The organism is Pseudomonas californiensis, assembly GCF_021147775.1.
GTDB classification, from domain to species: Bacteria; Pseudomonadota; Gammaproteobacteria; order Pseudomonadales; family Pseudomonadaceae; genus Aquipseudomonas; species Aquipseudomonas californiensis.
In genome coordinates, this window is record NZ_JAGTPK010000024.1 from 43,341 (window position 1) to 66,322 (window position 22,982).

At 59.7% G+C, this 22,982-nt stretch carries 19 protein-coding genes; 7 read left to right on the forward strand and 12 right to left on the reverse strand.

Annotation, left to right across the window (positions count from 1 at the left end):
- Positions 1-546: 546 nt before the first annotated feature.
- On the forward strand, positions 547-2,208 hold the full coding sequence (locus tag KDX37_RS20580) for an acyl-CoA synthetase (protein ID WP_231654547.1): 1,662 nt from the start codon (positions 547-549) through the stop codon (positions 2,206-2,208).
- Here the strand turns inward: KDX37_RS20580 and KDX37_RS20585 are convergent.
- Positions 2,175-2,996 (reverse strand): hypothetical protein, encoded by an 822-nt coding sequence (locus KDX37_RS20585; protein ID WP_231654548.1) that lies wholly within the window; start codon positions 2,994-2,996, stop codon positions 2,175-2,177. The genes KDX37_RS20580 and KDX37_RS20585 overlap by 34 nt on opposite strands.
- A gap of 186 nt (positions 2,997-3,182) precedes the next feature.
- On the opposite strand from KDX37_RS20585, the gene KDX37_RS20590 reads away from it, so the two are divergent.
- Entirely contained in the window at positions 3,183-5,114 is a 1,932-nt protein-coding gene (locus KDX37_RS20590) for a RecQ family ATP-dependent DNA helicase (RefSeq protein ID WP_231654549.1), read from the forward strand.
- 44 nt (positions 5,115-5,158) lie between these two features.
- Positions 5,159-5,590, forward strand: a complete 432-nt coding sequence (locus KDX37_RS20595) for an acyl-CoA thioesterase (protein ID WP_231654550.1) — start codon at positions 5,159-5,161, stop codon at positions 5,588-5,590.
- Between the two features lie 64 nt (positions 5,591-5,654).
- On the opposite strand, the gene KDX37_RS20600 is transcribed toward KDX37_RS20595, so the two are convergent.
- The 4 genes from KDX37_RS20600 to KDX37_RS20615 all read right to left on the reverse strand — a co-directional run bounded on the left by KDX37_RS20600 (position 5,655) and on the right by KDX37_RS20615 (position 10,475).
- Complete coding sequence (locus tag KDX37_RS20600) at positions 5,655-6,125, reverse strand: glycine zipper domain-containing protein (protein ID WP_231654551.1); 471 nt, start codon at positions 6,123-6,125, stop codon at positions 5,655-5,657.
- Between the two features lie 196 nt (positions 6,126-6,321).
- Positions 6,322-8,658, reverse strand: a complete 2,337-nt coding sequence (locus KDX37_RS20605) for an FdhF/YdeP family oxidoreductase (protein ID WP_231654552.1) — start codon at positions 8,656-8,658, stop codon at positions 6,322-6,324.
- A complete protein-coding gene (fdhD, locus tag KDX37_RS20610) occupies positions 8,655-9,491 on the reverse strand; it encodes a formate dehydrogenase accessory sulfurtransferase FdhD (protein ID WP_231654557.1) in 837 nt (278 codons plus the stop codon). Before fdhD ends, KDX37_RS20605 begins: the two co-directional genes overlap by 4 nt.
- Before the next feature lie 102 nt (positions 9,492-9,593).
- Entirely contained in the window at positions 9,594-10,475 is an 882-nt protein-coding gene (locus KDX37_RS20615) for a LysR family transcriptional regulator (RefSeq protein ID WP_231654565.1), read from the reverse strand.
- A 164-nt stretch (positions 10,476-10,639) separates the two neighbouring features.
- Between KDX37_RS20615 and lysM the strand changes: the two genes are divergently transcribed.
- Positions 10,640-11,083 (forward strand): peptidoglycan-binding protein LysM, encoded by a 444-nt coding sequence (gene lysM / locus KDX37_RS20620; protein WP_231654567.1) that lies wholly within the window; start codon positions 10,640-10,642, stop codon positions 11,081-11,083.
- Positions 11,084-11,229: 146 nt separating this feature from the next.
- Here the strand turns inward: lysM and yrfG are convergent, their stop codons facing one another.
- The gene (gene yrfG / locus KDX37_RS20625) at positions 11,230-11,892 is read right to left on the reverse strand and encodes a GMP/IMP nucleotidase (RefSeq protein WP_231654569.1); all 663 of its coding nucleotides are present in this window, start codon (positions 11,890-11,892) and stop codon (positions 11,230-11,232) included.
- A gap of 97 nt (positions 11,893-11,989) precedes the next feature.
- Here yrfG and nudE point away from each other — a divergent pair, with 97 nt between their 5' ends.
- Together nudE and cysQ are read left to right on the forward strand one after the other, a co-directional pair.
- A complete protein-coding gene (gene nudE / locus KDX37_RS20630) occupies positions 11,990-12,556 on the forward strand; it encodes an ADP compounds hydrolase NudE (RefSeq protein WP_231654570.1) in 567 nt (188 codons plus the stop codon).
- Positions 12,553-13,395, forward strand: coding sequence for a 3'(2'),5'-bisphosphate nucleotidase CysQ (gene cysQ / locus KDX37_RS20635; RefSeq protein WP_231654572.1), 843 nt, complete (start codon positions 12,553-12,555; stop codon positions 13,393-13,395). Before nudE ends, cysQ begins: the two co-directional genes overlap by 4 nt.
- Before the next feature lie 12 nt (positions 13,396-13,407).
- On the opposite strand, the gene KDX37_RS20640 is transcribed toward cysQ, so the two are convergent.
- From KDX37_RS20640 to rfbB, 6 genes are all read right to left on the reverse strand, one after another.
- Entirely contained in the window at positions 13,408-13,905 is a 498-nt protein-coding gene (locus KDX37_RS20640) for a thioesterase domain-containing protein (RefSeq protein ID WP_264759327.1), read from the reverse strand.
- Positions 13,892-15,277, reverse strand: a complete 1,386-nt coding sequence (locus KDX37_RS20645) for a sigma-54-dependent transcriptional regulator (RefSeq protein WP_231654574.1) — start codon at positions 15,275-15,277, stop codon at positions 13,892-13,894. The genes KDX37_RS20640 and KDX37_RS20645 overlap by 14 nt, the downstream gene beginning before the upstream one ends.
- Positions 15,274-17,082 carry a sensor histidine kinase gene (locus tag KDX37_RS20650; protein ID WP_231654576.1) on the reverse strand — a complete coding sequence of 603 codons (1,809 nt, stop codon included), beginning with the start codon at positions 17,080-17,082 and terminating at the stop codon, positions 15,274-15,276. Before KDX37_RS20650 ends, KDX37_RS20645 begins: the two co-directional genes overlap by 4 nt.
- Positions 17,083-17,254: 172 nt before the next feature.
- Positions 17,255-17,800 carry a dTDP-4-dehydrorhamnose 3,5-epimerase gene (gene rfbC / locus KDX37_RS20655; RefSeq protein WP_231654578.1) on the reverse strand — a complete coding sequence of 182 codons (546 nt, stop codon included), beginning with the start codon at positions 17,798-17,800 and terminating at the stop codon, positions 17,255-17,257.
- A complete protein-coding gene (rfbA, locus tag KDX37_RS20660) occupies positions 17,797-18,672 on the reverse strand; it encodes a glucose-1-phosphate thymidylyltransferase RfbA (protein ID WP_231654593.1) in 876 nt (291 codons plus the stop codon). Before rfbA ends, rfbC begins: the two co-directional genes overlap by 4 nt.
- Positions 18,669-19,751 (reverse strand): dTDP-glucose 4,6-dehydratase, encoded by a 1,083-nt coding sequence (gene rfbB, locus KDX37_RS20665; protein WP_231654595.1) that lies wholly within the window; start codon positions 19,749-19,751, stop codon positions 18,669-18,671. The genes rfbA and rfbB overlap by 4 nt, the downstream gene beginning before the upstream one ends.
- Before the next feature lie 193 nt (positions 19,752-19,944).
- Between rfbB and KDX37_RS20670 the strand changes: the two genes are divergently transcribed.
- The gene (locus KDX37_RS20670; protein ID WP_231654596.1) at positions 19,945-22,857 is read left to right on the forward strand and encodes an aminotransferase; all 2,913 of its coding nucleotides are present in this window, start codon (positions 19,945-19,947) and stop codon (positions 22,855-22,857) included.
- The last annotated feature ends 125 nt before the right edge of the window (positions 22,858-22,982 follow it).

The window sequence follows — 22,982 nt, forward strand, 5'->3', positions numbered from 1 at the left end:
GATCCTGGTGAGCTTCCTTCTCACCACTTGTTGGATCCAATAATACGGTCATTGTTGTAGGACAAAAATAGCCAAGTGCCTCCAGCGCGTGTAAGCGATTGGCTATACGAAGCCGTTGCAACTTCGAGTCACGCTGATCATGAGCCAGAAAAGTGACAGTCTGACGCGGCATATTCCTGTCAGATCATTTTTTGATCAATCGTCGTTTCGGCCTGCATAAATCGCGGACGAAAAAAACCCGCCGAAGCGGGTTTGTTCCAAGACCATTCCAACTCCCTGTCGGCTGCCGTCGTGGCGATGGTCGATCGTCCTTGATCCTGGCGAACTCCTTGTTCACCAGTTGTTGGATCCAATCTTACGAGCCTTCATTAAAGTCCAAAAGAGCCAAGTTGCCCAACCTCGTGTAAGCCTTTGGCTATAGGTGTGTCGGAATTAGCCTAAGGTCGGTCACGCTTATCCCGCTTCACAGGCTATAACTGAGCACAGCATCAACGTGAAATCACCGGCCCATCAGGCCCAGAGCTAACAATACGCCAGGGTGTTCATATGTCGATCTTCCTTCAGGGCTTGTCCAAAGGGCCAGCCAACCACATGGCGCTCACGCCGCTGAGCTTTCTTGAGCGCACGGCGGCGACCTATCCGGATTACCCAGCAGTGATTCACGGCGCCATTCGCCGCGACTGGGCGCAGACCTACCGGCGTTGCCGTCAATTGGCGTCGTGCCTGAGTCAGTCGGGTGTGCAGGCGGGCGATACAGTTGCCGTCATGCTGCCCAATATCCCCGCCATGCTCGAAGTGCACTTCGGCGTGCCCATGCTCGGCGCTGTGCTCAACACGCTGAACGTCCGGCTGGAAGCGTCGGCCATTGCTTTCATGCTCAAACACGGCGAAGCCAAAGTATTGATCGCTGACCGAGAGTTTCAGGGCGTGATCCATGCGGCGTTGGCCCTGCTGGAGAACCCGCCGCTGTTGATCGACGTGAATGACACCGAGTACGCAGAAGGTCAGCCGCTGTGCGATCTCGACTACGACACGTTGCTCGCCACAGGCGATCCCGAGTTCGACTGGCAGTGGCCGCAGGATGAGTGGGCACCGATTTCGCTGAACTACACCTCGGGCACCACGGGCGATCCCAAGGGTGTGGTCTATCACCACCGGGGCGCTTATCTGAACGCCATCGGTAACCAGATGGCGTGGGGCATGGGCTTGCATCCGGTCTATCTGTGGACGCTGCCGATGTTCCATTGCAATGGCTGGTGTTACCCCTGGACGATTACCGCGCAGGCCGGGACGCATGTGTTTCTGCGCCGGGTCGATCCGCAAAAGATCATCGCGCTGATCAGTGAACACAAGGTCAGCCACCTGTGCGGCGCGCCTATCGTGCTCAACGCACTGGCCAATCTGCCCAATGTGGCCGATATCGCTTTCGGACATGCTGTGAATGCCATGACCGCCGGTGCCGCGCCGCCAGCCAGGGTCATTGCTTCGGTGGAAGCCATGGGTATCTGCATTACGCATGCGTACGGGCTGACCGAAACCTACGGGCCCGTCACCGTGTGTGCGTGGAAGTCCGAATGGGATGAGCTGGCACCGGACGAGCGGGCCTCGGTCAAGGCACGTCAGGGCGTGCGTTACCCGACGCTTGAAGGTCTGATGGTCGCCGACCCGCTGACCCATCAGCCGGTGCCCAGGGACGGCACGACAATTGGCGAAATCTACATGCGTGGCAACACCGTCATGAAAGGTTACCTGGGCAACCCCGACGCCACCGACCGGTCGTTCGAAGGCGGCTGGTTTCATTCTGGCGATCTGGCGGTCTGGCACGCGGACGGCTATCTGGAAATTCGCGATCGCAGCAAGGACATCATCATTTCCGGTGGCGAAAACATTTCTACCATTGAAGTCGAAGGCGTGCTGTATCGCCATCCGGCCGTCATGGAGGCTGCAGTGGTCGCTCGACCGGACGAAAAGTGGGGCGAAACGCCGTGTGCGTTCGTGACGCTCAAGGCTGGTTTCGAGGAAGTGACCGGCGAGCAGATCATGCGCTTCTGCCGCGAGCATCTGGCTGGCTTCAAAGCACCGAAAACCGTGGTCTTCACGCCGCTGCCGAAAACTTCGACCGGCAAGATCCAGAAGTTTCTGCTCCGGGAGTGGGCGAAAACCGGCCAGACCGATCAGGGCGTGAAGGTCGAGGCCGCCTCACAATAAAGGTGTTCGGTGTCCTTGCTTTGCTCATCTTTGTTGCGCACGGCGCGTTTGCTCCACTCCTGGCATTGTTCTCTGAAATTGACCTGCGCCGACTTGCGACACTCGCGGCGCTCTACCGAACGGGCGGGGAAGTTTTCGCACACGCTGTCGCCGTCAATGGTGTTGCCGTAGATCCGCCACTGTGCACGATAGCGGTTGCGGCCGTCCCATTCCCGGATCAGGTTGGAGGAGACCATGTACGATTTTGATGGCCGCTCAGCGGGGCGGGTGGCGCCTGCCTTGAAGTCAGCCATGTAACCGGCCGACACCATGCCTTTGGCCGGTTCGCTGTGTGTGGACCTTGGCACCTGGCCGAAGCGGCAATTCAACACGCTTTCATCGATGACGTTACCGTCTTTCAAGCAGTTATCCAGCGGCTGCACCGTCGCGCTCTGTGCGGTGGCTGGTGCTGCTGGCACCACATAAGGTTGCAGCCGCAACGAAGCAGGCGCAGGGCTTGCAGTCATCGGCTGCGTTGCTTCGGGCTCTACGGGAAGCTCTTTCTCGACGATTTGCCCGACAGCTGGCACTGGCACCACTTTGGGCGCATGGAGCCGCGACCCGATCAACGCGCTCAACAGGGCGACCACCAGGAGTGCGGCAATCCAGAATCCGTAAGCATGCTTTTTTCGCGGACGCGCCACGTGTTGTCTGCGCGGGTGCGAACCCAGCACGACATCCACCTGGCCCGGCACGAGACGTTGAATACGAATAACCCCGTCGTCTTCGGGCGATTGTCTGGAATCCATTCCTGCTCCTTGAAGCCTTCATTACGGCGCGTCGCGAAGTTCAGCTGACTGCCACGGATGCGATGGCGTGAAATTTCAAGGTTATCGGCGAGTCGTCGAATTTCTGAAACGTTTTGGGGCTGTATTCGCTGAGCCTGACAGGCTAAGGTCGAGTCCGTTTTGATTGATCAAGAGAACACACCACCCATGCATCAGCGCCTTGAGCAGGTTTTCGGTTATTCGCAGTTCCGTCCTGGGCAGGAGGCAACGATCAGTGCCGTGCTGGCTGGGCGTTCGGCTGCTGCCATTTTCCCGACCGGCTCAGGCAAGTCTTTGTGTTATCAGCTGCCCGCGTTGATGCTGCCTCATCTGACGCTGGTGGTTTCGCCATTGCTGGCACTGATTCAGGATCAACTGGCGTTTCTGCAACGCCATGGTATTGCAGCGGCGAGCATCGACTCGGCGCAGAGCCGTGACGATATCGCTGACGTCATGGCGCGAGCGCGCTCTGGTGAACTGAAGATTCTGATGATCTCTGTCGAGCGCCTCAAGAATGAACGCTTTCGGAGCTTCATCGCGCAAGTGCCGATCTCGTTGCTGGTGGTGGACGAAGCGCACTGTATTTCCGAGTGGGGTCATAACTTCCGACCTGACTACCTGAAGCTGCCAGACTACCAGCGCGAGTTCAACATTCCGCAAGCCTTGCTGCTGACCGCCACGGCGACACCGCATGTAATCGCCGACATGCAGGAAAAATTCGCCATTGCGCCTAGCGATATCGTGGCCACGGGGTTTTACCGCGCCAACCTTCACCTGTGGGTAAAACCGGTCAGTGGCCGTGACAAACGTCAGCGTCTGGTCGAGTGGCTGAGCGACCGGCACGGGCAGCCCACGATCGTGTACGTCACGCTGCAAAAGACCGCCGAATATATCGCGGCCCATCTCGAACAGAACGGGCTGCCCGCCAATGCCTACCATGCAGGCCTGCCGAGCGATCAGCGTGAGTCCATCCAGAAGCGCTTCATGAGCGGCAATCTCAATTGCATCGTGGCAACCATTGCGTTCGGGATGGGCATCGACAAGAGCGACATCCGCAACGTGGTGCATTTCGACCTGCCCAAGTCCATCGAGAACTACAGCCAGGAAATCGGCCGCGCCGGGCGTGATGGCGCGGCCTCCGATTGTCTGGTGCTGGCCAACCGGGACAGCCTCAATACGCTGGAAAATTTTGTTTACGGTGATACGCCCGAACGCGAAGGCATTCGTCTGGTACTGGAAGACTTGCTGGGCGCGCGCACTGACGGGCAATGGGAGTTTCTGCTGGGGCCGCTGGCCGACCTCAGTAACATCCGCCAACTGCCGCTCAAGACACTGCTGGTGCAGTTGGAGCTGCGCGGGATCATCGCACCGCGCTACGCGTACTTTGCGGAGTACCGCTTCAAGTTTCTGATCGAAACGTCTGCACTCCTGTCACGCTTCGAAGGCGAGCGCCGGGCATTCGTTCAAGCGCTGATTGACACCTCCAGCCGGGCGCGGACCTGGGCGACGGTCAATTTTGATGGGATGTATCAGCAATATGGCGCCGAGCGCGCACGAGTGGTCAAGGCACTCGACTACTTTCAGGAAAAGGGCTGGATCGAACTCGAAAGCAAGCAGATGACTGAGGTCTACAGCCTGTTACGTACCGATTTCGACCCTCAAGCGTTAAGCGATGAGCTGTATGAATACTTCGCCCGTCATGAAGCGACGGAAGTCGCCCGAATTCACGCGATGCTGGAAGTATTCGCCAGCGATCAATGCCTCACTCATCGTCTGGCCGACTATTTTGGCGACCACAATGCGCCGCAGCGGTGCGGGCATTGCTCGGTCTGTCACGGTCAGGTTGCGCACCTGCCTGAGCCTCCCGCTCTTGAGCCGCTGGAACGCCGCGACTTTCAGTCACTGTGTGGCGATTTCATTCGCAAGCATCAGGACTACAGCGGCCAGCCACCCAGCGCTGAATGCCTGACTCGCTTTCTGTGTGGCATCAGTGTCCCGTTGTTTACCCGGCTGAAAGCCCGTGCGACGGCGGGTTTTGCCCAGCTTGAAGAATATCCCTACGCTGATGTGAGAGCGTGGGTGCAGGGCAAGCTTCAATAGACAGCCCACACCGCCTGTTTTTTCAATCCACCAGAGCCGCGCCGATGCCAGATCAACCTCCGCAGCGTCATGATTTCCCGCACTTCCATCCCATCACCACACGCTGGACTGACAATGATGTCTATGGCCAGGTAAGCAGCGTGACGTATTACAGCTTTTTCGACAGCGCGGTGAACGCTTACCTGATTGCGCGTGGCGGGCTGGATATTCACGACGGCGGCATGGTGGCGTTCGTGGTGAGTTCGTCCTGCGATTACTTCGCGTCGGTGGCTTACCCGGAGTTGATCGAAGTCGGCGTGAAGGTGAGCAAACTCGGCGGCAGCTCGGTGCAATACGAGATGGGTGTTTTCAAGGCGGGCGAGGATGAAGTCTGCGCAGTAGGGCAGCTTGTTCACGTTTTTGTAGACCGGGCGTCTGGTCAGCCAATGACGATGCCAGCAGGGCTGTCCGAGGCGTTGCAGCGGTTGATACGCTGAAACGAAAACTGGCCGCTTTCAAGGGCGGCCAGTCTTGAAACTGTCAGACGTCACGCATCAGCAATCAGCGGTCGCGCCAGTTGCGACTGTGCTTGCGATGGCCGTAATGCTTGCCACGGTTGCCATGACCGCGATACTCGCGACGATCACCGCGATAACGACGATCATTGTCACGGCTTTCATTACCCAGATAGTTACCAATCGCTGCACCACCGCCGCCGCCGACTGCCGAACCTACCAGGCTGCCGGTATTGCCACCCAGTGCGCGACCTGCAACGTTACCGCCCGCTGCGCCCAGGCCGCCACCAATGGCTGCCTCTGCGCGGTTGCGACGGTCTGCACCGACTGCACCACCTGCCGCACCACCCAGACCCGCGCCAATGGCAGAGCCGGTGCTGCCGCCGAGTTGTTGACCGAGCAGTGAGCCCGCAACGCCACCGAGCGCTCCGCCTATACCCGAGTTCAGGTTGCCGTCTGCTGAGGCGAAACCGGTGACCAGGGAAAGAGACAACAACAGTATCGATGAATACTTCATGTCTGAATCTCGTATGGATGACGGCGCGATAGTCACGTCAAGTGAAGAATGTAGCAATGTAAATCCGACGAGTAACACGACTGCAACACAAACCGCTAAGTCTTTGTTTTAGCTGTGGAACTTAAGTCTGAAAAGGCAGTCTGAGGTTACTTGCGAAAGGCCCGTTTTGAACAGAAACGGGCCTTTTTTGTGGGCGTCAGATAATCCGGGCGGTCTCGCTGGCGCGTTCCAGGCGAATCGCCACGAACTTGGACGTTGGCGTGCTGCTGCCATCGCCCACGCTTTCCAGCGGCACCAGTGGGTTGACCTCTGGGTAATAGGCCGCAGCCTGACCTGCTGGAATATCGAACGGCAGCAGCGTGAAACCCTTGACGCGGCGTTCGCGGTTGTCGCTCCAGATCGAGATCAAGTCTGCTTTCTGACCCGGCTGGAAGCCAAGACGGATGATGTCGGCTTCATTGACGAACAGCACGTCGCGCTGACCTTTCACGCCGCGATAGCGGTCATCGAGGCCGTAGATCGTGGTGTTGTACTGATCGTGCGAACGCATGGATTGCATGATCAGGTCCGGGATCTGACCTGTCGAACTGATGTTTTCATGGATCAGGCTCAATGGCAGCGCATTGGGCTTGAAGTTGGCGCGGGTAGACGCCGTGTTCCAGCGACGGGCACCGGCAGAGTTACCCAGGTAGAAACCGCCCGGGTTCTTGAGGCGCTCGTTGAAGTCCTTGAAGCCCGGGATGGTGTCTGCGATCAGGTCACGAATCCGGTCGTAGTCTTCAATCAACCACAGCCAGTCCACCGGTTTGGCACCGAGCACCGCATTGGCGATACCGGCAATGATGGCGGGCTCCGAGCGCATCAGCGACGAAGACGGCTGCAGTTGGCCGTTGGAGGCGTGGACCATGCTGAACGAATCTTCCACCGTAACAGCCTGCGGGCCATTGTTCTGGATATCGATGTCAGTGCGCCCGAAGCACGGCAGGATCAAGCCGTCCTTGCCGTGAAACAGATGACTGCGATTGAGCTTGGTGCTGATTTGTACGGTCAGGTCGCACATGCTCAATGCTTCTGCGGTGCGATGACTGTCCGGCGTCGCCTGGGCGAAGTTGCCACCCAGTGCGATAAACACTTTGGCGCGACCTTCTGCCATGGCGTGAATGGCTTCGACCACGTTGTGGCCGTTCTCGCGCGGGACTTTGAACTGGAAGCGTTTTTCCAGCGCATCGAGCAGGAACACCGGTGGGCGCTCGTTGATGCCCATGGTGCGGTCGCCCTGCACGTTACTGTGACCGCGAACCGGGCACAGGCCGGCGCCGGGCCTGCCGATGTTGCCGCGCAGCAGCATCAGGTTGGCGATTTCCTGGATGGTCGCTACCGAATGGCGATGCTGAGTGATGCCCATCGCCCAGCACATGATGACGTTCTTGCCCTTGGCATACATGCGCGCCGACTGCTCGATGTCATTGAGCGTCAGACCGGACTGCTCGACTAACTCGTCCCACGACGTGTCGTCGATGGCGGCCAGGTAATCAAGCACGCCTTCGGTGTGTTCGTTGAGGAACGCATGATCGAAGACCGACGGCGCGTTGGTGTTCTGGGCTTCACGTTCCCACTGCAGCAGGAACTTGGCCATGCCGCGCAATAGCGCCATGTCGCCGCCCAATGCCGGACGGAAGTAGGCGGTGTTGGTTGGACGGTCGCCGTTGGTAAGCATTTCCATCGGATGCTGCGGGTGCTGGAAACGCTCCAGGCCGCGCTCCTTGAGCGGGTTGACGCACACTACCTGGGCGCCGCGCTTGACCGCTTCACGCAGCGGCTCAAGCATGCGCGGGTGGTTGGTGCCCGGGTTCTGGCCCAGCACGAAGATCGCGTCAGCGTGCTCGAAGTCGTCGAACGTTACAGTGCCTTTGCCCACACCCACGCTTTGCGACAGCGCTACACCGCTGGCTTCGTGGCACATGTTCGAGCAGTCCGGGAAGTTGTTGGTGCCGTAGGCGCGCACGAACAACTGATACAGATACGCAGCTTCATTGCTGGCACGACCCGAGGTGTAGAACTCGGCCATGTTCGGGCTTGGCAACGCATTCAGGTGTTTGGCGATCAGCGCGAAGGCGGCGTCCCAGGCGATAGGCTTGTAACGATCGGTTTCGGCGTCATAGACCATTGGCTCGGTCAGACGGCCCTGATATTCGAGCCAGTAATCGCTCTGCTCCAGCAACGCGGTCACGCTGTGGCGGGCAAAGAACGCGGCATCGACGCGGCGCTTGGTGGCTTCCCAGTTGACTGCCTTGGCGCCGTTCTCGCAGAACTTGACCATGCCGCTTTCAGGAGAATCACCCCAGGCGCAGCCAGGGCAGTCGAAACCGCCGTTCTGGTTGGTTTTGAGCATCATGCGCAGGTTTTTCAGCGCGTTGTCACTGCCCAGCCAGGCCTGTGTCACGCTGATCAGTGCACCCCAGCCGCCTGCCGCACCTTTGTATGGCTTGTAGCGAGGGGTTGGTGTCTTGTCGGCTTGGTGGTGGGTACTCACGCTTGAATCTCCATCGCAGGGCTATAGACCCGCGGCGCACTGTGCTGCGGCAGGTGAATTAAATTGAGGTTGTGACGGCGTGCCCATTGCAGGGCCAGGCCGGTGGGCGAGGACAGGCTGACCAGCGTCTGTATACCTGCGCGCAGCACTTTCTGGATCAACTCCAGGCTGCAACGGCTGGTGACGATGGCGATGCCGCCGGTCAGCGAAATGTCCTGTCGGATCAGTGCGCCAATCAGTTTGTCCAGGGCGTTGTGTCGCCCGATATCTTCGCGCCCCAGCAATAATGTGCCGGTGTTGTCCATGAACAGCGCCGCATGCACGGCGCCGCAATGCTGGCCCAGAGGCTGAAACTCGCCGATGCGCTGACGCAGACCTTCGAGCCATTGAATCGGTGGTAACGGTGCGCCGGGCAATACATCCAGCTCCGGCAGCGCCTGCTCTACGGCTTCGACACCGCACAATCCGCAGCCACTGGTGCCTGCGAGTTGCCGGCGTTGCTGCTTGAGCTCCCAGAACGCCCGGCTGGCAATTTCGACCTCGGCCTGCATCGCCGAACCACAGCCGGAAATCTTGAAGTCGTAGATCTCGTCGAGCGACGCGATGATGCCGCTGCCCAGACTGAAACCAACGATAAAATCTTCAAGATCGGTCGGGCTGACCAGCATGACGGCCTGGCTGATACCGTTGTAGGCAATGGCCAGCGCCACTTCTTCAGCAAGTGCGTTGCGTGCAAAGTCCTGGCCCTCGAGTGTCGAGTAGCTGTAAGACTGGCTTGCTTGGGGCGCGGGCGCGTAAACGGGCGCCGTGCTGACCGTGCGCTTGGCGGGCATGGGCTGAATACCGGCAGATTGATACCGTCAAGACTAGGCGTCTTGTCGGGTATCGTCTAATCGCTAGTTCCAATGCACCGATAGATGACGTCGATCAATGTTTTATCGAGGGATTTCTGCCACCAGCGCAAAGCAGGCTTCCGCCAGTGCCGAGCGCGGTGCACTGCGGCGCATGATCAACCCCAGCTGGGCGAGAGTGCGCGCATCGGCAATCGGATGCAGGCGCAAATGCTCGGTCAGCGTCTCCAGCCCGCCATCCAGCGGCATGATGGCGCAGCAAAAACCGCCATGCACAGCCTGCAGCAACTGATGAACGGCATCGGTTTGCAGCAGCGGATGAGGCTGGAGGCCACGGCTGTGGAAGTTATAGTCGATGGATTGCCTGAAATGCATGCCGCTGGTCAGCATGCCCAGCGGCAATTCGACCAGATCCTCCCAGTTCACCGCCTCTTGCGCAAACGTGAAATGACGATGATCGTAGAGCAGACCCATTCGGGTATCGTCCAGCGTCAGAGAGTCGAACCGCTCGCTGTCGAGCCGTTCGAGGTATGAAACGCCCAGATCGATGCGGTTGCTCGCCAATTGCTCCAGCACTTGCTCGGAGCTGAGTGACGACAGCTCGAAGCGCAGATTCGGGTGCATCTGGTGCAGCCTGTGCAGCAGCGGCAGCGGATCGAAGCTCGACAACGGCACCACGCCCAGACGCAACGTACCTACCAGATGGCCACGACAGGCCGCGGCCTCTGCCTGCAAACCGTCATAGGCCGCCAGCACGGTGCGCGCCCACGCCAGCACACGCTCGCCGGGCGCCGTGAACCCTTCAAAACGCTGACCCCGGTTGACCAGCGGCAACTCCAGTTCTTCTTCAAGATTGCGCAGACGCATCGACAGCGTTGGCTGGGTGATATTGCAGCGCGCGGCCGCCTGACCGAAGTGTCTCGTCTCGTCGAGGGCGATCAGGAATTTGAGTTGCTTGATGTCCATATTCACTCCGGTGGGCAGTCCAGGCGCTCGATTCTACGCGTTCAGACTCAAGGATGGTCGGGCTGCGTTCAGGGGGACGTTGGTCGGAACACTCAAGGCCCCGGTTTATAAGGGCTAAAGTCAATGCAGCAGATTCTTGATGCACACCTGAGGAGCGGCAGAGAATGAGTATTTTCAGTTTCGTAAGAGAGGCAGGCGAGAAGATCCTTGACCTGATCACCCCCGACAACGCCAACGCAGATGAGGTGCTGAAGGCCCATGTGTCCAAGGTGGGTTTGGGTAACCCTACCATTCAGACCGAAGTGGATGACGGCACAGTCATCATCAAGGGCGAAGTGGCGAGTCAGGCAGAGAAGGAAAAGATCATCACGGCGCTGGGTAACATCGAAGGGGTGGAAAAAGTCGACGACCAGATGACCGTTTCTGCTGGCGGCGAAAGCACGCCTTCCAGATTCGAGACCGTTCAGAAGGGCGACACGCTGAGCGCCATCTCCAAACGTGCCTATGGCGACGCCAACAAGTACCAGAAAATCTTCGATGCCAATAAGCCCATGCTCAAGGATGTGAACAAAATTTATCCCGGACAGGTACTGCGCATTCCGGAATGAGACCGCCACCATTCACGAGCAAGACAGCGTGCCCCCGACTCCCAGGGGGTGCGCACTTCAAAATGGATCGTGGGGGAGTGAGCTTGCTCACGAATGGGCCTGCGTGTTCACTGAAACTGCCAGCCCAATAGCGCTCAATGTCAGGCTCACAAGCCCTTGATCAGCTCCCGATAATCACCCAGGGCTGCGAATTCTTCGGTGTCCTTGGGGCCTTTCTGGCTGTTGGGCTGGCTGACAGCCAATAGACGCGCCACCCCGAATCGCTGCGCGCTGCGCAGAATCGGCAGAGTGTCGTCGATAAACAGACTGCGCGCCGGGTCAAACGCGGTGTCCGCCTGCAGGGCATCCCAGAACTGCTGGTTTTCCTTGGGAAAACCGTAGTCGTGTGAGCTGATCAAGCGTTCGAAATACGGCGCCAGTTCAATGCGCTCCATCTTCAACGACAACGAATCGCGGTGCGCGTTGGTGATCATGATCACCCGTTTGCCCGCTTGCTTGATGGCCGCCAGAAAGGTTTCGGCATCCGGGCGCAGCGCAATCATGTCGGCAATTTCCCGTTTCAGGTCGCGGACTGACAGTTTCAGTTCTGCGCTCCAGAAATCCAGGCAATACCAATTGAGTGTGCCCGCGTTGTTTTCGAACAGCGGCTTCAACTCCAGCCAGGCCATGGCGAAGCTGATGCCGTGCAGCTCGGCGTAACGCTGCGGCAGGTGCTGCATCCAGAAGTGTTCGTCGTAATGCAGGTCGAGCAACGTCCCGTCCATATCCAGCAGGACGGTGTCGATTTCGCTCCAGGGCATGGAAAGCATTCTGGCCTCTTGAGGGAGTTGGTTTGAGTCAGCATATCCGAGACAGACATTCGCAAAAGCCACGGTATAGTAACCCGTCCATGTGAAGGAGCCTGTCATGCGTCAGAAACCTACCGTACTTGCCCGTGCCATTGTCGCCAGCAGTCGTCTGTTCCGCGTTGAAGAGCTGCAGTTGCGCTTTGCCAACGGCGTCGAGCGCACGTATGAGCGTCTGGTCGGCCGAGGCGCTGGTTATGGCGCGGTGATGATCGTCGCAATGCTTGATAACGAGCACGCCATATTGATCGAAGAGTATTGCGGCGGCACCGACGCATACGAACTGTCTCTGCCCAAGGGGCTGATCGAGCCGGGCGAGGACGTGCTGGCAGCTGCCGATCGCGAACTCAAGGAAGAGGCCGGCTTTGGTGCGCGCCAGTTGGAGCACCTCACAGAGCTGTCGCTTTCGCCGGGCTACATGAACCAGAAAATCCAGGTGGTTCTGGCCACCGAGCTTTACGAAGAGCGGCTTGAGGGCGATGAGCCTGAGCCGATCCGTGTCGACAAAATCAATCTGCGGGAACTGGCGAGCCTGGCGCAGAACGACCAGTTCACCGAAGGCCGTGCCCTGGCTGCGCTGTACCTGACTCGCGATCTACTGACCCAACGTGGACTGTTCCAACCATGACCGATTCGCTGGATAACCTGCCTCATCCTTTGCTTGCGCCTGTCATCGAACTGGCCCGTCTGGCGGGCGAAGTGATTCTGCCGTTCTGGCGCGCCAACGTCACAGTAACGGCCAAGGCTGACGATTCGCCGGTGACTGCGGCGGATCTGGCAGCGCATCAGGTGCTGGTAGAAGGCTTGCAGGCACTGGACCCTTCGATACATGTGCTTTCCGAAGAAGACGCCGACATCCCGCTCAGTGAGCGCGCAAGCTGGGAGCGCTGGTGGCTGGTCGATCCGCTGGACGGCACCAAGGAGTTTATTGCCGGCAGTGAAGAGTTCACCGTCAATGTAGCGCTGATCGAGCATGGCCGAGTGGTGTTTGGTGTCGTGTCGATGCCGACCAATGATCGGTGCTACTTCGGCGGCGCAGGACTCGGCGCATGGCGCAGTGAAACCGCCGGTCACGCCGCGCCGATTCACGTGCGCAACGAGCTGCAGGCCGGTCAGGCATTCACCGTGGTCGCCAGTCGCCGTCATTCAAGCCCCGAGCAGGAACATTTGCTGGCAGGCCTGGCCGCGGGTCTTGGACCTTTGCAACTGACCAATATTGGCAGTTCGTTGAAATTCTGTCTGTTGGCCGAAGGCGCCGCCGACTGCTACCCGCGTCTGGCACCGACCTCGCAATGGGACACGGCTGCGGCGCAGGGAGTACTGGAAGGCGCGGGCGGGGCGGTGTTGCAACTGGACGGCCAGCCGTTCAGCTACCCGGCGCGTGAATCGCTGCTCAACCCGTTCTTTCTGGCCTTGCCTGCCGATGCTGAATGGCGCGAAAAGCTGTTGGTGCTGGCACAGTCCTGAACCGCTTCACGGCTAGCGATGCAGCACGAACTGCCCGACAAACTTTACGGCCTGCTCATCACTGTCTTGCGCGCTGATGCTGGTGTGCAAGGCGAGGCGGGCGCGTCCTCTTCGTTGGTAGGTGGCAATGAACTTGTCCCACTGAGCAGCTTGCGGCGCCTCGCACAAGGCCACCGCATCGTCGCGGACCGGCAGTGGATAGCTGATCTGACCGTCCTGAATGACAATATGCCCGTCGGTGATCCCCGCTTCACGCAAGCGCAGGTGCAACCAGCCCCAGCCTGCCAATACCGCACCGCAATACAGGCTGCCGCCGAACAGCGTGCTCTTGTGATTGACGTTGGGCGCCAGTGGCAAGTGCAGGCGTAACCGGTGGTTTTGCCAGTCAATCACACGGATGCCCATTTCCTGGGTCAGCGGGATATCGCGGTGCAGCACCTGCTCCAGCTCGGCTGCGGCATTGTCCTGGGCATTGTGTACGGATGTCACCTGCGGCTCAGTCGGTTTCATCGGAGGCTCCGCTGTTGTCGCCAAAGCTCAAACCATGTTTGCGAAGCTTGTCGTGAAGGGTCTTGCGTGGCACGCCCAATGACTCGGCCAGGCTGCGCACCGAACTGTGCGGGCGCGCCAGTTCGGCGGCGATCAATGCCCGCTCGAAGCTTTCGACCTGTTCGCTCAGCCCGCCACCGATCGGTGCTGCCTCGGCGGTGTTGCTGCCTTCCAGTTCCAGTTCAAGCCCCAGCGCAAAGCGTTCGGCGGCATTCTGCAGTTCACGCACGTTGCCCGGCCATGTGTGGCGCAGCAGCAGCGCGCGCTGGCCGGGTTTGAGTTCCTGCTTGGGGATGCCGTGACGCAGGCTTGCAGCGTCGGCGTAATGCTCAAACAGCATCAGTGCGTCTTCACCCCGCTCGCGCAAGGGCGGAATGCGCAGCGACGCGACGTTTAGGCGGTAATACAGGTCGGCGCGGAAACGTCCCTGATCAGCCGCCTGGCGCAGGTCTTCCTTGGTGGCGGCGATGATGCGGATATCCAGCGGGATCTGCTGATTGCTGCCCATGCGCTCGACCACGCGTTCTTGCAGCAGGCGCAGCAGTTTGACCTGCACGTCCAGGCTCATGCTTTCGATTTCATCCAGAAACAGCGTGCCGCCGTTGGCGAATTCAAACTTGCCGATGCGGCGTTTCTGCGCACCGGTAAACGCCCCCGGCTCGTGACCAAACAGCTCGCTCTCCACCACCGACTCTGCCAGTGCCCCGGCGTTGATGGCTACGAACGGTCCGTTACGACGGTTCGACAGGTCGTGCAACGCGCGAGCAACCACTTCCTTGCCCGCGCCGGTTTCGCCCAGAATCAGCACATCGGCGCGCGTGCCTGCCAGCGCGCCGATCTGTTCACGCAGACGCAGCATCGAGGCAGACTGGCCGACCAGTCGCGTGCTCAGTTGCTGGCGATCACTCAACGCCAGGCGCAGGCTGCGGTTGTCCAGCACCAGCCGGCGCAAGGCGAGGGCACGGCGGACGCTGTCGAGCATGGCGTCACTGGCAAACGGTTTTTCCAGAAAGTCGTAAGCGCCGGCACGCATGGCTTTGACCGCCAGCGGTACATCGCCATGACCGGTGATCAGCAGCACCGGCAGGTCGGGGTCCTGCTCGTGCAATTGAACCAGCAGCTCCAGCCCGTCCATGCCTTGCATGCGGATATCGCTGACCACCACGCCCGGCCAGTCGCGGCCGATCCGTTCGGCCAGACCGGTCGCTTCCGGCAGGGACAATACGTTCAGCCCTGCAAGGTCGAGAGTCTGACGCAGCGCCTGACGCAGATGAGAGTCGTCGTCGATCAGCACCACCTGAATCTGGCTGTCGATGGCTGTTTCCGAACTCATGCAGAAAGGTCCTCTGGCGGTTGAAGGTTGGCGCCGGACGCTCCGGCACACAGACGCAGGGTCAGCAGCGCACCACCGCTCGGGTGGTTGGCGAACAGCAGTTCACCGCCCAGCGCCCGCATCAGCGTATCGCAGATCGCCAGGCCCAGACCAAGGCCCTGAGTGCGAGTCTTGGTGGTGAAAAACGGTTCGCGTGCCCGGTCCAGCGCTTCCTGGGTGAACCCCGGGCCGTTGTCACGGATGTACAGGTTGACGCCCTGGTCGGTCTGCTCGGCACTTATCCACAGCTTGCGGGGCGGGCCTTTTTCGGTAAGGGCATCCAGCGCGTTGGCCAGCAGATTACCGAGCACCTGGCGCAGCCGGGTTTCTCCGGCCTGCACCCACAGTGTCGCGTCAGGCAGGTCACGTATCAACTCGACTTCCATGGCGCGCCGACGTTTGGTCAGCAGCGCCAGCGCATCTTCGAGCGCGGGCTGAAGCGCTACGCTTTCCGGGGCATGCCGGTCACGACGCGCGAATGCCCGCAGGTGCGCAATGATCGAGGCCATGCGCCCGGTCAGCTCACTGATCAGTTTCAGGTTGCCGCGTGCGTCTTCGGTGCGCTGATGGTCGAGCAGCACTTCGGCGTTCTCCGCGTAACTGCGAATGGCCGCCAGCGGTTGATTGAGTTCGTGGCTGATGCTGGCGGACATCGTGCCGAGTGCCGACAGCTTGCCGGTCTGCACCAGATCGTCCTGCGCGCGAACCAGTTCCTGCTGCGCCTGTTCGCGCTCCAGCACTTCCTGACGCAGCCGACTGTTGAGGCTTTCAAGATCGCTGGTACGCTCGACGACGCGCATTTCCAGCTCACGCCGGGCCTTGGCCTCGAAGGCAATGCGATCCAGGTAGTGGCGCCGACGCTGCATCATCAGCCCCAGCAACAGCATCAGCACCAACAACGTTGCACCGCCAATCGCGACCACGGTGCGCACCGGACGGTCGATCAGCGCGCGCGGGGCCAGAATACTCACGTTCCAGCCGGTTTCTTCGATGGCCTGAGACTGAGTCAGCCAGGCGCGTTCGTCGATCTTGAGCGGGCGCGGGTCACGCGTCGGATAAGGCTGAATCGCGATGATGGCTTTTTTCTCGTCGTCTGTGAGGTCGCGTGTCGCCCGGAAGCGCCATTCCGGGCTGGACGTGAGGACCACTACGCCGTTCTGGTCAGTGAGCAGCAATTGCTCAGGCGTTTTGCCCCACAGGGTTTCGGTGTGATCCAGGTCCACTTTGACCACTAGCACGCCAATGACCTTGTCGCCGTCGCGGACCGGCGCGGCAAAGAAATAACCGCGTTTGACCGAGGTGGTACCCAGCCCGAAGAAGCGCCCCGTGCGGCCCGCGACGGCATCGATGAAATAAGGCCGGAACGAGAAGTTGCGGCCCACAAAGCTGTCGCGCTGATCGGAGTTCGAAGCGGCGATGGTCATGCCCTTGGCGTCCATCAGGTACATGACGTCTGCGCCGGTCTGCTGGGTGATATCCCGAAGCAGATGATTGGCGTGTGCCAGGGTTTCGCTGTCGCCGGGCGCCGCCAGTACGTTACGCAGGCCGGGCAGGTCGCCGAGAATCTGCGGCAGGGTTTCGTAGCGGTGCAGAGTGCCGAGCAGGTTGGCGACATAGAGGTCCAGCGTCTGGCGGTTCTGATTGGCCAGGACACTGCGGTAATACCGCTCGGCCAGATGCTCCAGCGGCCAGAGCAGCGGCGCGAGACAGATCGCCAGAAGCGCAAGACTGCGCCAGCGGGGCCGAGGTGGAAGCGTTGAGTTCATGGTCATCGTTGGGTGGTCGCCGAGTGGTTGACGATGCCTGAAGGGGTCGGTCACAGCAGGCAGCAGAAATACCCGGTCGATCCTGACGGGGGCATCAGGTACGTATTATGCCCGCCGCTGCCCCGTCAGGCACTCGGACAATGCGTCGAGTCCGGTGCCTGCGAGTGTGAAGTCACGGAAACAGATCGGCGTCTTTCAGGCTTTTGCCTTGCTGATCCTTGGCCGACAACTGTGGCGCGCCCTCGAGCTGCCAGTCGATCGCCAGCTCCGGATCATTCCAGGCAATGCAGCGCTCTGCCGAAGGCGTGTAGTAGTCCGTGGTCTTGTACAGGAATTCGGCGTGGTCACTCAGCACCACAAACCCATGCGCAAAACCCTCAGGTACCCAGAGCTGGCGAGCGTTCTCTGCAGACAGCTCGACACCGACCCATTGGCCAAATGTCGGTGAGCTGCGACGGATGTCCACCGCAATGTCCAGAACCTTGCCCGCGGTCACGCGGACCAGTTTCCCTTGCGCGTGCTCGATCTGGTAATGCAGGCCACGCAACACACCCTTTTGTGAGCGGGAGTGATTGTCCTGCACAAACTCCTTTGTCAGGCCTGTGGCTTCACTGAATACGCGAGCATTGAAGCTTTCATAGAAGAAGCCCCGTTCATCACCGAAGACTTTAGGCTCCAGAATCAGGACTTCAGGCAGCGTTGTGGCCGTTACTTTCACTTGGTTTCCCTTGCAACTTTGAACAGGTACTGACCATAACCTGTTTTGCCAAAATAATCGGCCCGTTTGAGCAGGTGTTCGCGGTCGATCCAGTGGTTCTGGTAGGCGATCTCTTCAAGGCAGGCGACTTTGAGGCCCTGGCGATGCTCGATGGTCTGCACGTAAGCCGAGGCGTCGAGCAGGCTGTCATGGGTGCCGGTGTCGAGCCAGGCAAAGCCGCGTCCGAAACGCTCGACGCGCAGATCGCCGCGTTTCAGGTAAGCGTTGTTCACGTCGGTGATTTCCAGCTCGCCACGAGGCGACGGTTTGACGTCCCTGGCAATCTGGATCACATCGTTGTCGTAGAAATACAACCCGGTCACCGCATAGCTGGACTTGGGCGTTCTGGGCTTTTCCTCGATGGAAAGGGCACGGCCCGTCTCGTCGAATTCGATGACCCCGAAACGCTCGGGATCCTTCACCCAATAGCCAAACACCGTGGCCCCGGACTTCTGCGCAGCAGCCTTTTCCAATTGCAGGCCGAAGTGCTGGCCATGAAAGATGTTGTCGCCCAGGATCAGGCACACCGAGTCGTTGCCAATGAAGCTTTCGCCGATCAGGAAGGCTTGCGCCAGGCCGTCGGGTCGAGGTTGTTCAGCGTATTGCAGGTTGACACCGAACTGGCTGCCATCGCCCAACAGTTTGCGGTATTGCGGCAAATCCTCAGGGGTGGAAATGATCAGGATTTCGCGAATACCTGCCAGCATCAACACCGAGATCGGGTAGTAGATCATCGGCTTGTCGTAGATCGGCAGCAATTGCTTGGACAGACCAAGCGTGATGGGGTGCAGGCGGGTGCCGGAGCCTCCGGCCAGTACGATGCCTTTAGTCATGCAATCAAATCCTTATGGTCAGTGAAGCCCAGTCTTTCTCCTTGGTAACTGCCGTCCTGAACCCTGCGGCACCAGTCCAGGTTCTCCAGATACCACTTCACGGTCTTGCGCAGCCCGGACTCGAACGTCTCTTCAGGCTTCCAGCCCAGATCCCGCTCGATCTTGCTGGCGTCGATCGCGTAACGCTGATCGTGGCCAGGCCGATCGACCACGTAGGTGATCAGGTCACTGTAATGCTCAACACCTGCAGGATGCTGCGGGGCCAGCTCATCGAGCAGCGTGCAGATCCCGCGCACCACATCAATGTTCTTCTGCTCGTTGTGGCCGCCAATATTGTAGGTTTCACCGATCACACCTTCGGTTGCCACCTTGAGCAACGCACGGGCGTGGTCCTCCACGTACAGCCAGTCGCGAACTTGCAGGCCGTTGCCATAGACCGGCAGCGGTTTACCTGCGAGGGCGTTGAGGATCACCAGCGGGATCAGTTTTTCCGGGAAGTGGAACGGCCCGTAGTTGTTCGAGCAGTTGGTGAGCACGACCGGCAGCCCGTACGTTCGTTGCCAGGCGCGGACCAGATGGTCAGACGCTGCCTTGCTGGCGGAATACGGCGAGCTGGGTGCGTAGGGCGTGGTCTCGGTGAACAGGTCATCGACGCCGTGCAGGTCGCCATATACTTCATCCGTGGAAATGTGATGGAAGCGGAACGCCTTGCGTTCGGTCTCCGGCAGCTTCGACCAATAGCCGCGTGTGGCTTCGAGCAAGCTGTAGGTGCCGACGATATTGGTCTGAATGAATTCGGCGGGGCCGTCGATGGACCGGTCAACATGGGATTCTGCCGCCAGGTGCATGATTACCTGCGGTTCGAATCGTTCAAGCACGGCGCTGACTGCTGCCTGATCGCAGATATCGGCCTGGACGAACTCGTAGCGGGTATCGGTCGCAATGGGCTGCAACGATTCAAGGTTGCCCGCATAGGTCAACTTGTCGAAATTCAACACATCGTGTTCGGTGTTCTGTATCAGGTGTCGAATCAATGCAGAGCCGATAAAGCCTGCGCCTCCGGTAACGAGTATTCGCATGAACTGACCTTTTTGTGTGTTGGGACGTAATGAAGCATAGCGCCTGACAGGATCAGGCAATAAAAGGTGTGCAGGGTATGAAATAAATTCATTCATGTCGTCGATGACGACGTAAAACCGACGCCCTATAGTTGTTGACTGCAAATAACGATCCCTTTGCTGCCTACGGGCTCCTCTTCGACCGAGGTTGTACATGCCGCTCGCCACGCTCATTCGCCGATCCAGCTTGCCATGCCCTGAAATCAGCACCGACCAGGCACTTCAGCTGTTGGAGCAGCATTACGGATTGAGCGGTCAGCTTGAAACGCTGGGCAGCCAGCAGGACCGCAACTTCCTGCTCACGACCGATAAGCGTCGCTATGTGCTGAAAGTCTGTCACGGCGCCTACTCGGCAATCGAGCTGGATGCCCAGCATGCAGCGCTGCATCATTTGGCCAGCCACAGCGGCGTGCCGGTGCCCGGGGTGATTCGCGCCAATAACACCGAACAATTGCTCTCGGTCGACGTGGACGGGCAACCGGTTCATGTCCGCCTGCTTGAGTTCATTGACGGACAATCGTTGGGGCATGTGCAGCATCTGGGGCGTGACGTGGTGGAGGTTCTGGGAGCGCTGTGCGCACAGGTTGGCAAGGCGTTGGCCGGCTTTGAGCATCCGGGCCTGGATCGCATCCTGCAATGGGACCCGCGCCACGCCCATGCGCTGATCAAGCATCTGTTACCGGTGATCAAGGACGTCGATGCCCGTGCCTGTCTGATCGAAGCCGGTGAGCAGGCGCACCGACGTCTGGTGCCTTTGATCGCCGCGCTGCCCGTGCAGGCCGTTCATCTGGACATCACCGAGCACAATGTAGTCTGGCAGCGTGATGCTCACCGGCAATGGCACATGCAGGGACTGATCGATTTCGGGGATCTGGTGACCACGTGGCGCATCGCCGATCTGTCCGTGACATGCGCAGCGTTGCTGCAGCACGCCGAGGGTGATCCTTTGATCATCCTTTCAGCGATTCAGGCATATCACGCAGTCAATCCGCTCAAGACTGAAGAGCTGCAAGCGCTGTGGCCATTGATCGTCGCCCGCTCTGCGGTGTTGGTGCTCAGCAGTGAGCAGCAGGCGAATGTCGAGCCCGACAACGCTTACATCCAGGCCAATCTCGAAGGCGAGTGGGAGATCTTCGATGTCGCCACTTCAATCCCCATGACATTGATGGAGGCTGCAATTCTGCAAGCGGTCGGCGTTGATGCTGCGCCAGTCGATCAGCCGGTCTATCTACCACTGCTGCCGAGCCTCAAGGATGTGAAGCCTGCAGTGGTCGATCTGGGCGTGCTCAGCGAGCATTTCGTTGCCGGTAACTGGGAGCAGGCCGGGATCGATGAGTATTTGCTGTCGCAGGCTGCCGAGCATTCAGGGTTGGCCGCCAGTCGGTTTGGCGAGTACCGCCTTTCACGTACGCAGCCAGACAGTGCCACTGAGCCTGACACCTTTGCCTTGCACGTCGAACTCCATGTACCGCCGGAAACACCGCTGCATGCTCCGTTCAACAGCACCCTGCGCCTCACCGCCGACGGCGCGGTTGTGCTGACGGGTGACACCATGAGCCTGAAATTGTGGGGCCTGATGCCCGAGGCTTCCTTGTCTGGCTCGGCAAGCGCGGGCGATCTGCTCGGGCACGGCGCAGGTTCGGTGCTGGTGCAGGTGTGCGTCGACAATGACATCAGCCCACCTTTGTTCACGACTCCGGCCTGGGCAGCGGCCTGGCGCAGACTGTGCCCGTCACCTTCGGCGCTGCTGGGGTTTGATTGCGACGCGCCAGCGCTTGAAGACCCGGCCCGGTTGCTGGCTCGGCGCGACGCCAGTTTCGCCCGTTCGCAAAAACACTATTACCAGGCTCCGCCGCAGATCGAGCGGGGCTGGCGCAATCATCTGATCGACATGCAGGGGCGCTCGTACCTCGACATGCTCAACAACGTCGCCGTTCTGGGTCATGGTCATCCGCGCATGGCCCATGAAGCTGCGCGGCAATGGTCGTTGCTCAACACCAACTCACGCTTTCATTACGCGGCCATCGCCGAATTTTCCGAGCGCCTGCTCAAGCTGGCTCCGCCCGGCATGGACCGCGTGTTTCTGGTCAACAGCGGCACCGAGGCCAACGACCTGGCAATCCGGCTGGCGTGGGCCTACAGCGGTGGTCGCGACATGCTCAGCGTGTTGGAGGCCTATCACGGCTGGTCGGTGGCCACTGATGCCATATCCACCTCGATTGCCGACAATCCGCAAGCGCTCAGCACCCGTCCGGACTGGGTGCATCCTGTGACCGCGCCAAATGTCTATCGCGGGCCCTTCCGTGGCAGCGACAGCGCCCCGGAATATGTACGCAGTGTTGACCAGGTGCTGGCGAGGCTGACCGAACAACAGCGTCAGGTCGCGGGTTTCATCTGCGAACCGGTGTATGGCAATGCGGGCGGTATTTCCCTGCCGCCAGGTTATCTGCAACAGGTTTATCAAAAGGTTCGGGCGTTGGGCGGCGTGTGCATCGCCGACGAAGTGCAGGTCGGTTATGGCCGCCTGGGTCATTACTTCTGGGGCTTCGAGGAGCAGGGCGTGGTGCCCGACATCATCTCGATGGCCAAGGGCATGGGCAACGGTCATCCGCTGGGCGCGGTCATTACCCGTCGCGAGATTGCCGAGGCTCTTGAAGCCGAGGGCTATTTCTTTTCGTCGTCCGGTGGCAGCCCGGTCAGTTGCCGGATCGGCATGGCCGTGCTGGATGTCATGGAAGAAGAGAACCTGTGGGACAACGCCCGCAACGTCGGCGACCATTTCAAGGCAAGTCTGCAAGCGCTGGCCGATAAACATCCGCTGTTGGGTGCGGTGCATGGCATGGGCTTTTATCTGGGCGTCGAATTGGTTCGCGACCGTCAGACGCTGGAGCCTGCGACCGAGGAAACCGCGCAACTCTGCGAGCGCCTGCGTGAACTGGGCATTTTCATGCAGCCGACCGGCGACTACCTGAACATCCTCAAGATCAAGCCACCGATGTGCACCACCCGACAAAGCGTCGACTTCTTCGTGGCAATGGTGTCGAAGGTGCTGCACGAACTGGAATGAAACGGGCCAGATTAATATCGGGTTTATTTGCCTTTTTATTCTACTGTTCGTCATTTCAGGCTTTTAAAATCGATTTTTATCGACTATAAAGTCGCCCAAGTTGTCATGGCACGTCTGCTATGGTG

What these genes read in the sequence shown, in the direction of transcription:
- KDX37_RS20580 (WP_231654547.1), top strand. Translation starts at nt 547, where the DNA reads ATGTCGATCTTCCTTCAGGGCTTGTCCAAAGGGCCAGCCAACCACATG.
- KDX37_RS20585 (WP_231654548.1), bottom strand. Translation starts at nt 2,996, where the DNA reads ATGGATTCCAGACAATCGCCCGAAGACGACGGGGTTATTCGTATTCAA.
- KDX37_RS20590 (WP_231654549.1), top strand. Translation starts at nt 3,183, where the DNA reads ATGCATCAGCGCCTTGAGCAGGTTTTCGGTTATTCGCAGTTCCGTCCT.
- KDX37_RS20595 (WP_231654550.1), top strand. Translation starts at nt 5,159, where the DNA reads ATGCCAGATCAACCTCCGCAGCGTCATGATTTCCCGCACTTCCATCCC.
- KDX37_RS20600 (WP_231654551.1), bottom strand. Translation starts at nt 6,125, where the DNA reads ATGAAGTATTCATCGATACTGTTGTTGTCTCTTTCCCTGGTCACCGGT.
- fdhD (WP_231654557.1), bottom strand. Translation starts at nt 9,491, where the DNA reads ATGCCCGCCAAGCGCACGGTCAGCACGGCGCCCGTTTACGCGCCCGCG.
- KDX37_RS20615 (WP_231654565.1), bottom strand. Translation starts at nt 10,475, where the DNA reads ATGGACATCAAGCAACTCAAATTCCTGATCGCCCTCGACGAGACGAGA.
- lysM (WP_231654567.1), top strand. Translation starts at nt 10,640, where the DNA reads ATGAGTATTTTCAGTTTCGTAAGAGAGGCAGGCGAGAAGATCCTTGAC.
- yrfG (WP_231654569.1), bottom strand. Translation starts at nt 11,892, where the DNA reads ATGCTTTCCATGCCCTGGAGCGAAATCGACACCGTCCTGCTGGATATG.
- nudE (WP_231654570.1), top strand. Translation starts at nt 11,990, where the DNA reads ATGCGTCAGAAACCTACCGTACTTGCCCGTGCCATTGTCGCCAGCAGT.
- cysQ (WP_231654572.1), top strand. Translation starts at nt 12,553, where the DNA reads ATGACCGATTCGCTGGATAACCTGCCTCATCCTTTGCTTGCGCCTGTC.
- KDX37_RS20640 (WP_264759327.1), bottom strand. Translation starts at nt 13,905, where the DNA reads ATGAAACCGACTGAGCCGCAGGTGACATCCGTACACAATGCCCAGGAC.
- KDX37_RS20645 (WP_231654574.1), bottom strand. Translation starts at nt 15,277, where the DNA reads ATGAGTTCGGAAACAGCCATCGACAGCCAGATTCAGGTGGTGCTGATC.
- KDX37_RS20650 (WP_231654576.1), bottom strand. Translation starts at nt 17,082, where the DNA reads ATGAACTCAACGCTTCCACCTCGGCCCCGCTGGCGCAGTCTTGCGCTT.
- rfbA (WP_231654593.1), bottom strand. Translation starts at nt 18,672, where the DNA reads ATGACTAAAGGCATCGTACTGGCCGGAGGCTCCGGCACCCGCCTGCAC.
- rfbB (WP_231654595.1), bottom strand. Translation starts at nt 19,751, where the DNA reads ATGCGAATACTCGTTACCGGAGGCGCAGGCTTTATCGGCTCTGCATTG.
- KDX37_RS20670 (WP_231654596.1), top strand. Translation starts at nt 19,945, where the DNA reads ATGCCGCTCGCCACGCTCATTCGCCGATCCAGCTTGCCATGCCCTGAA.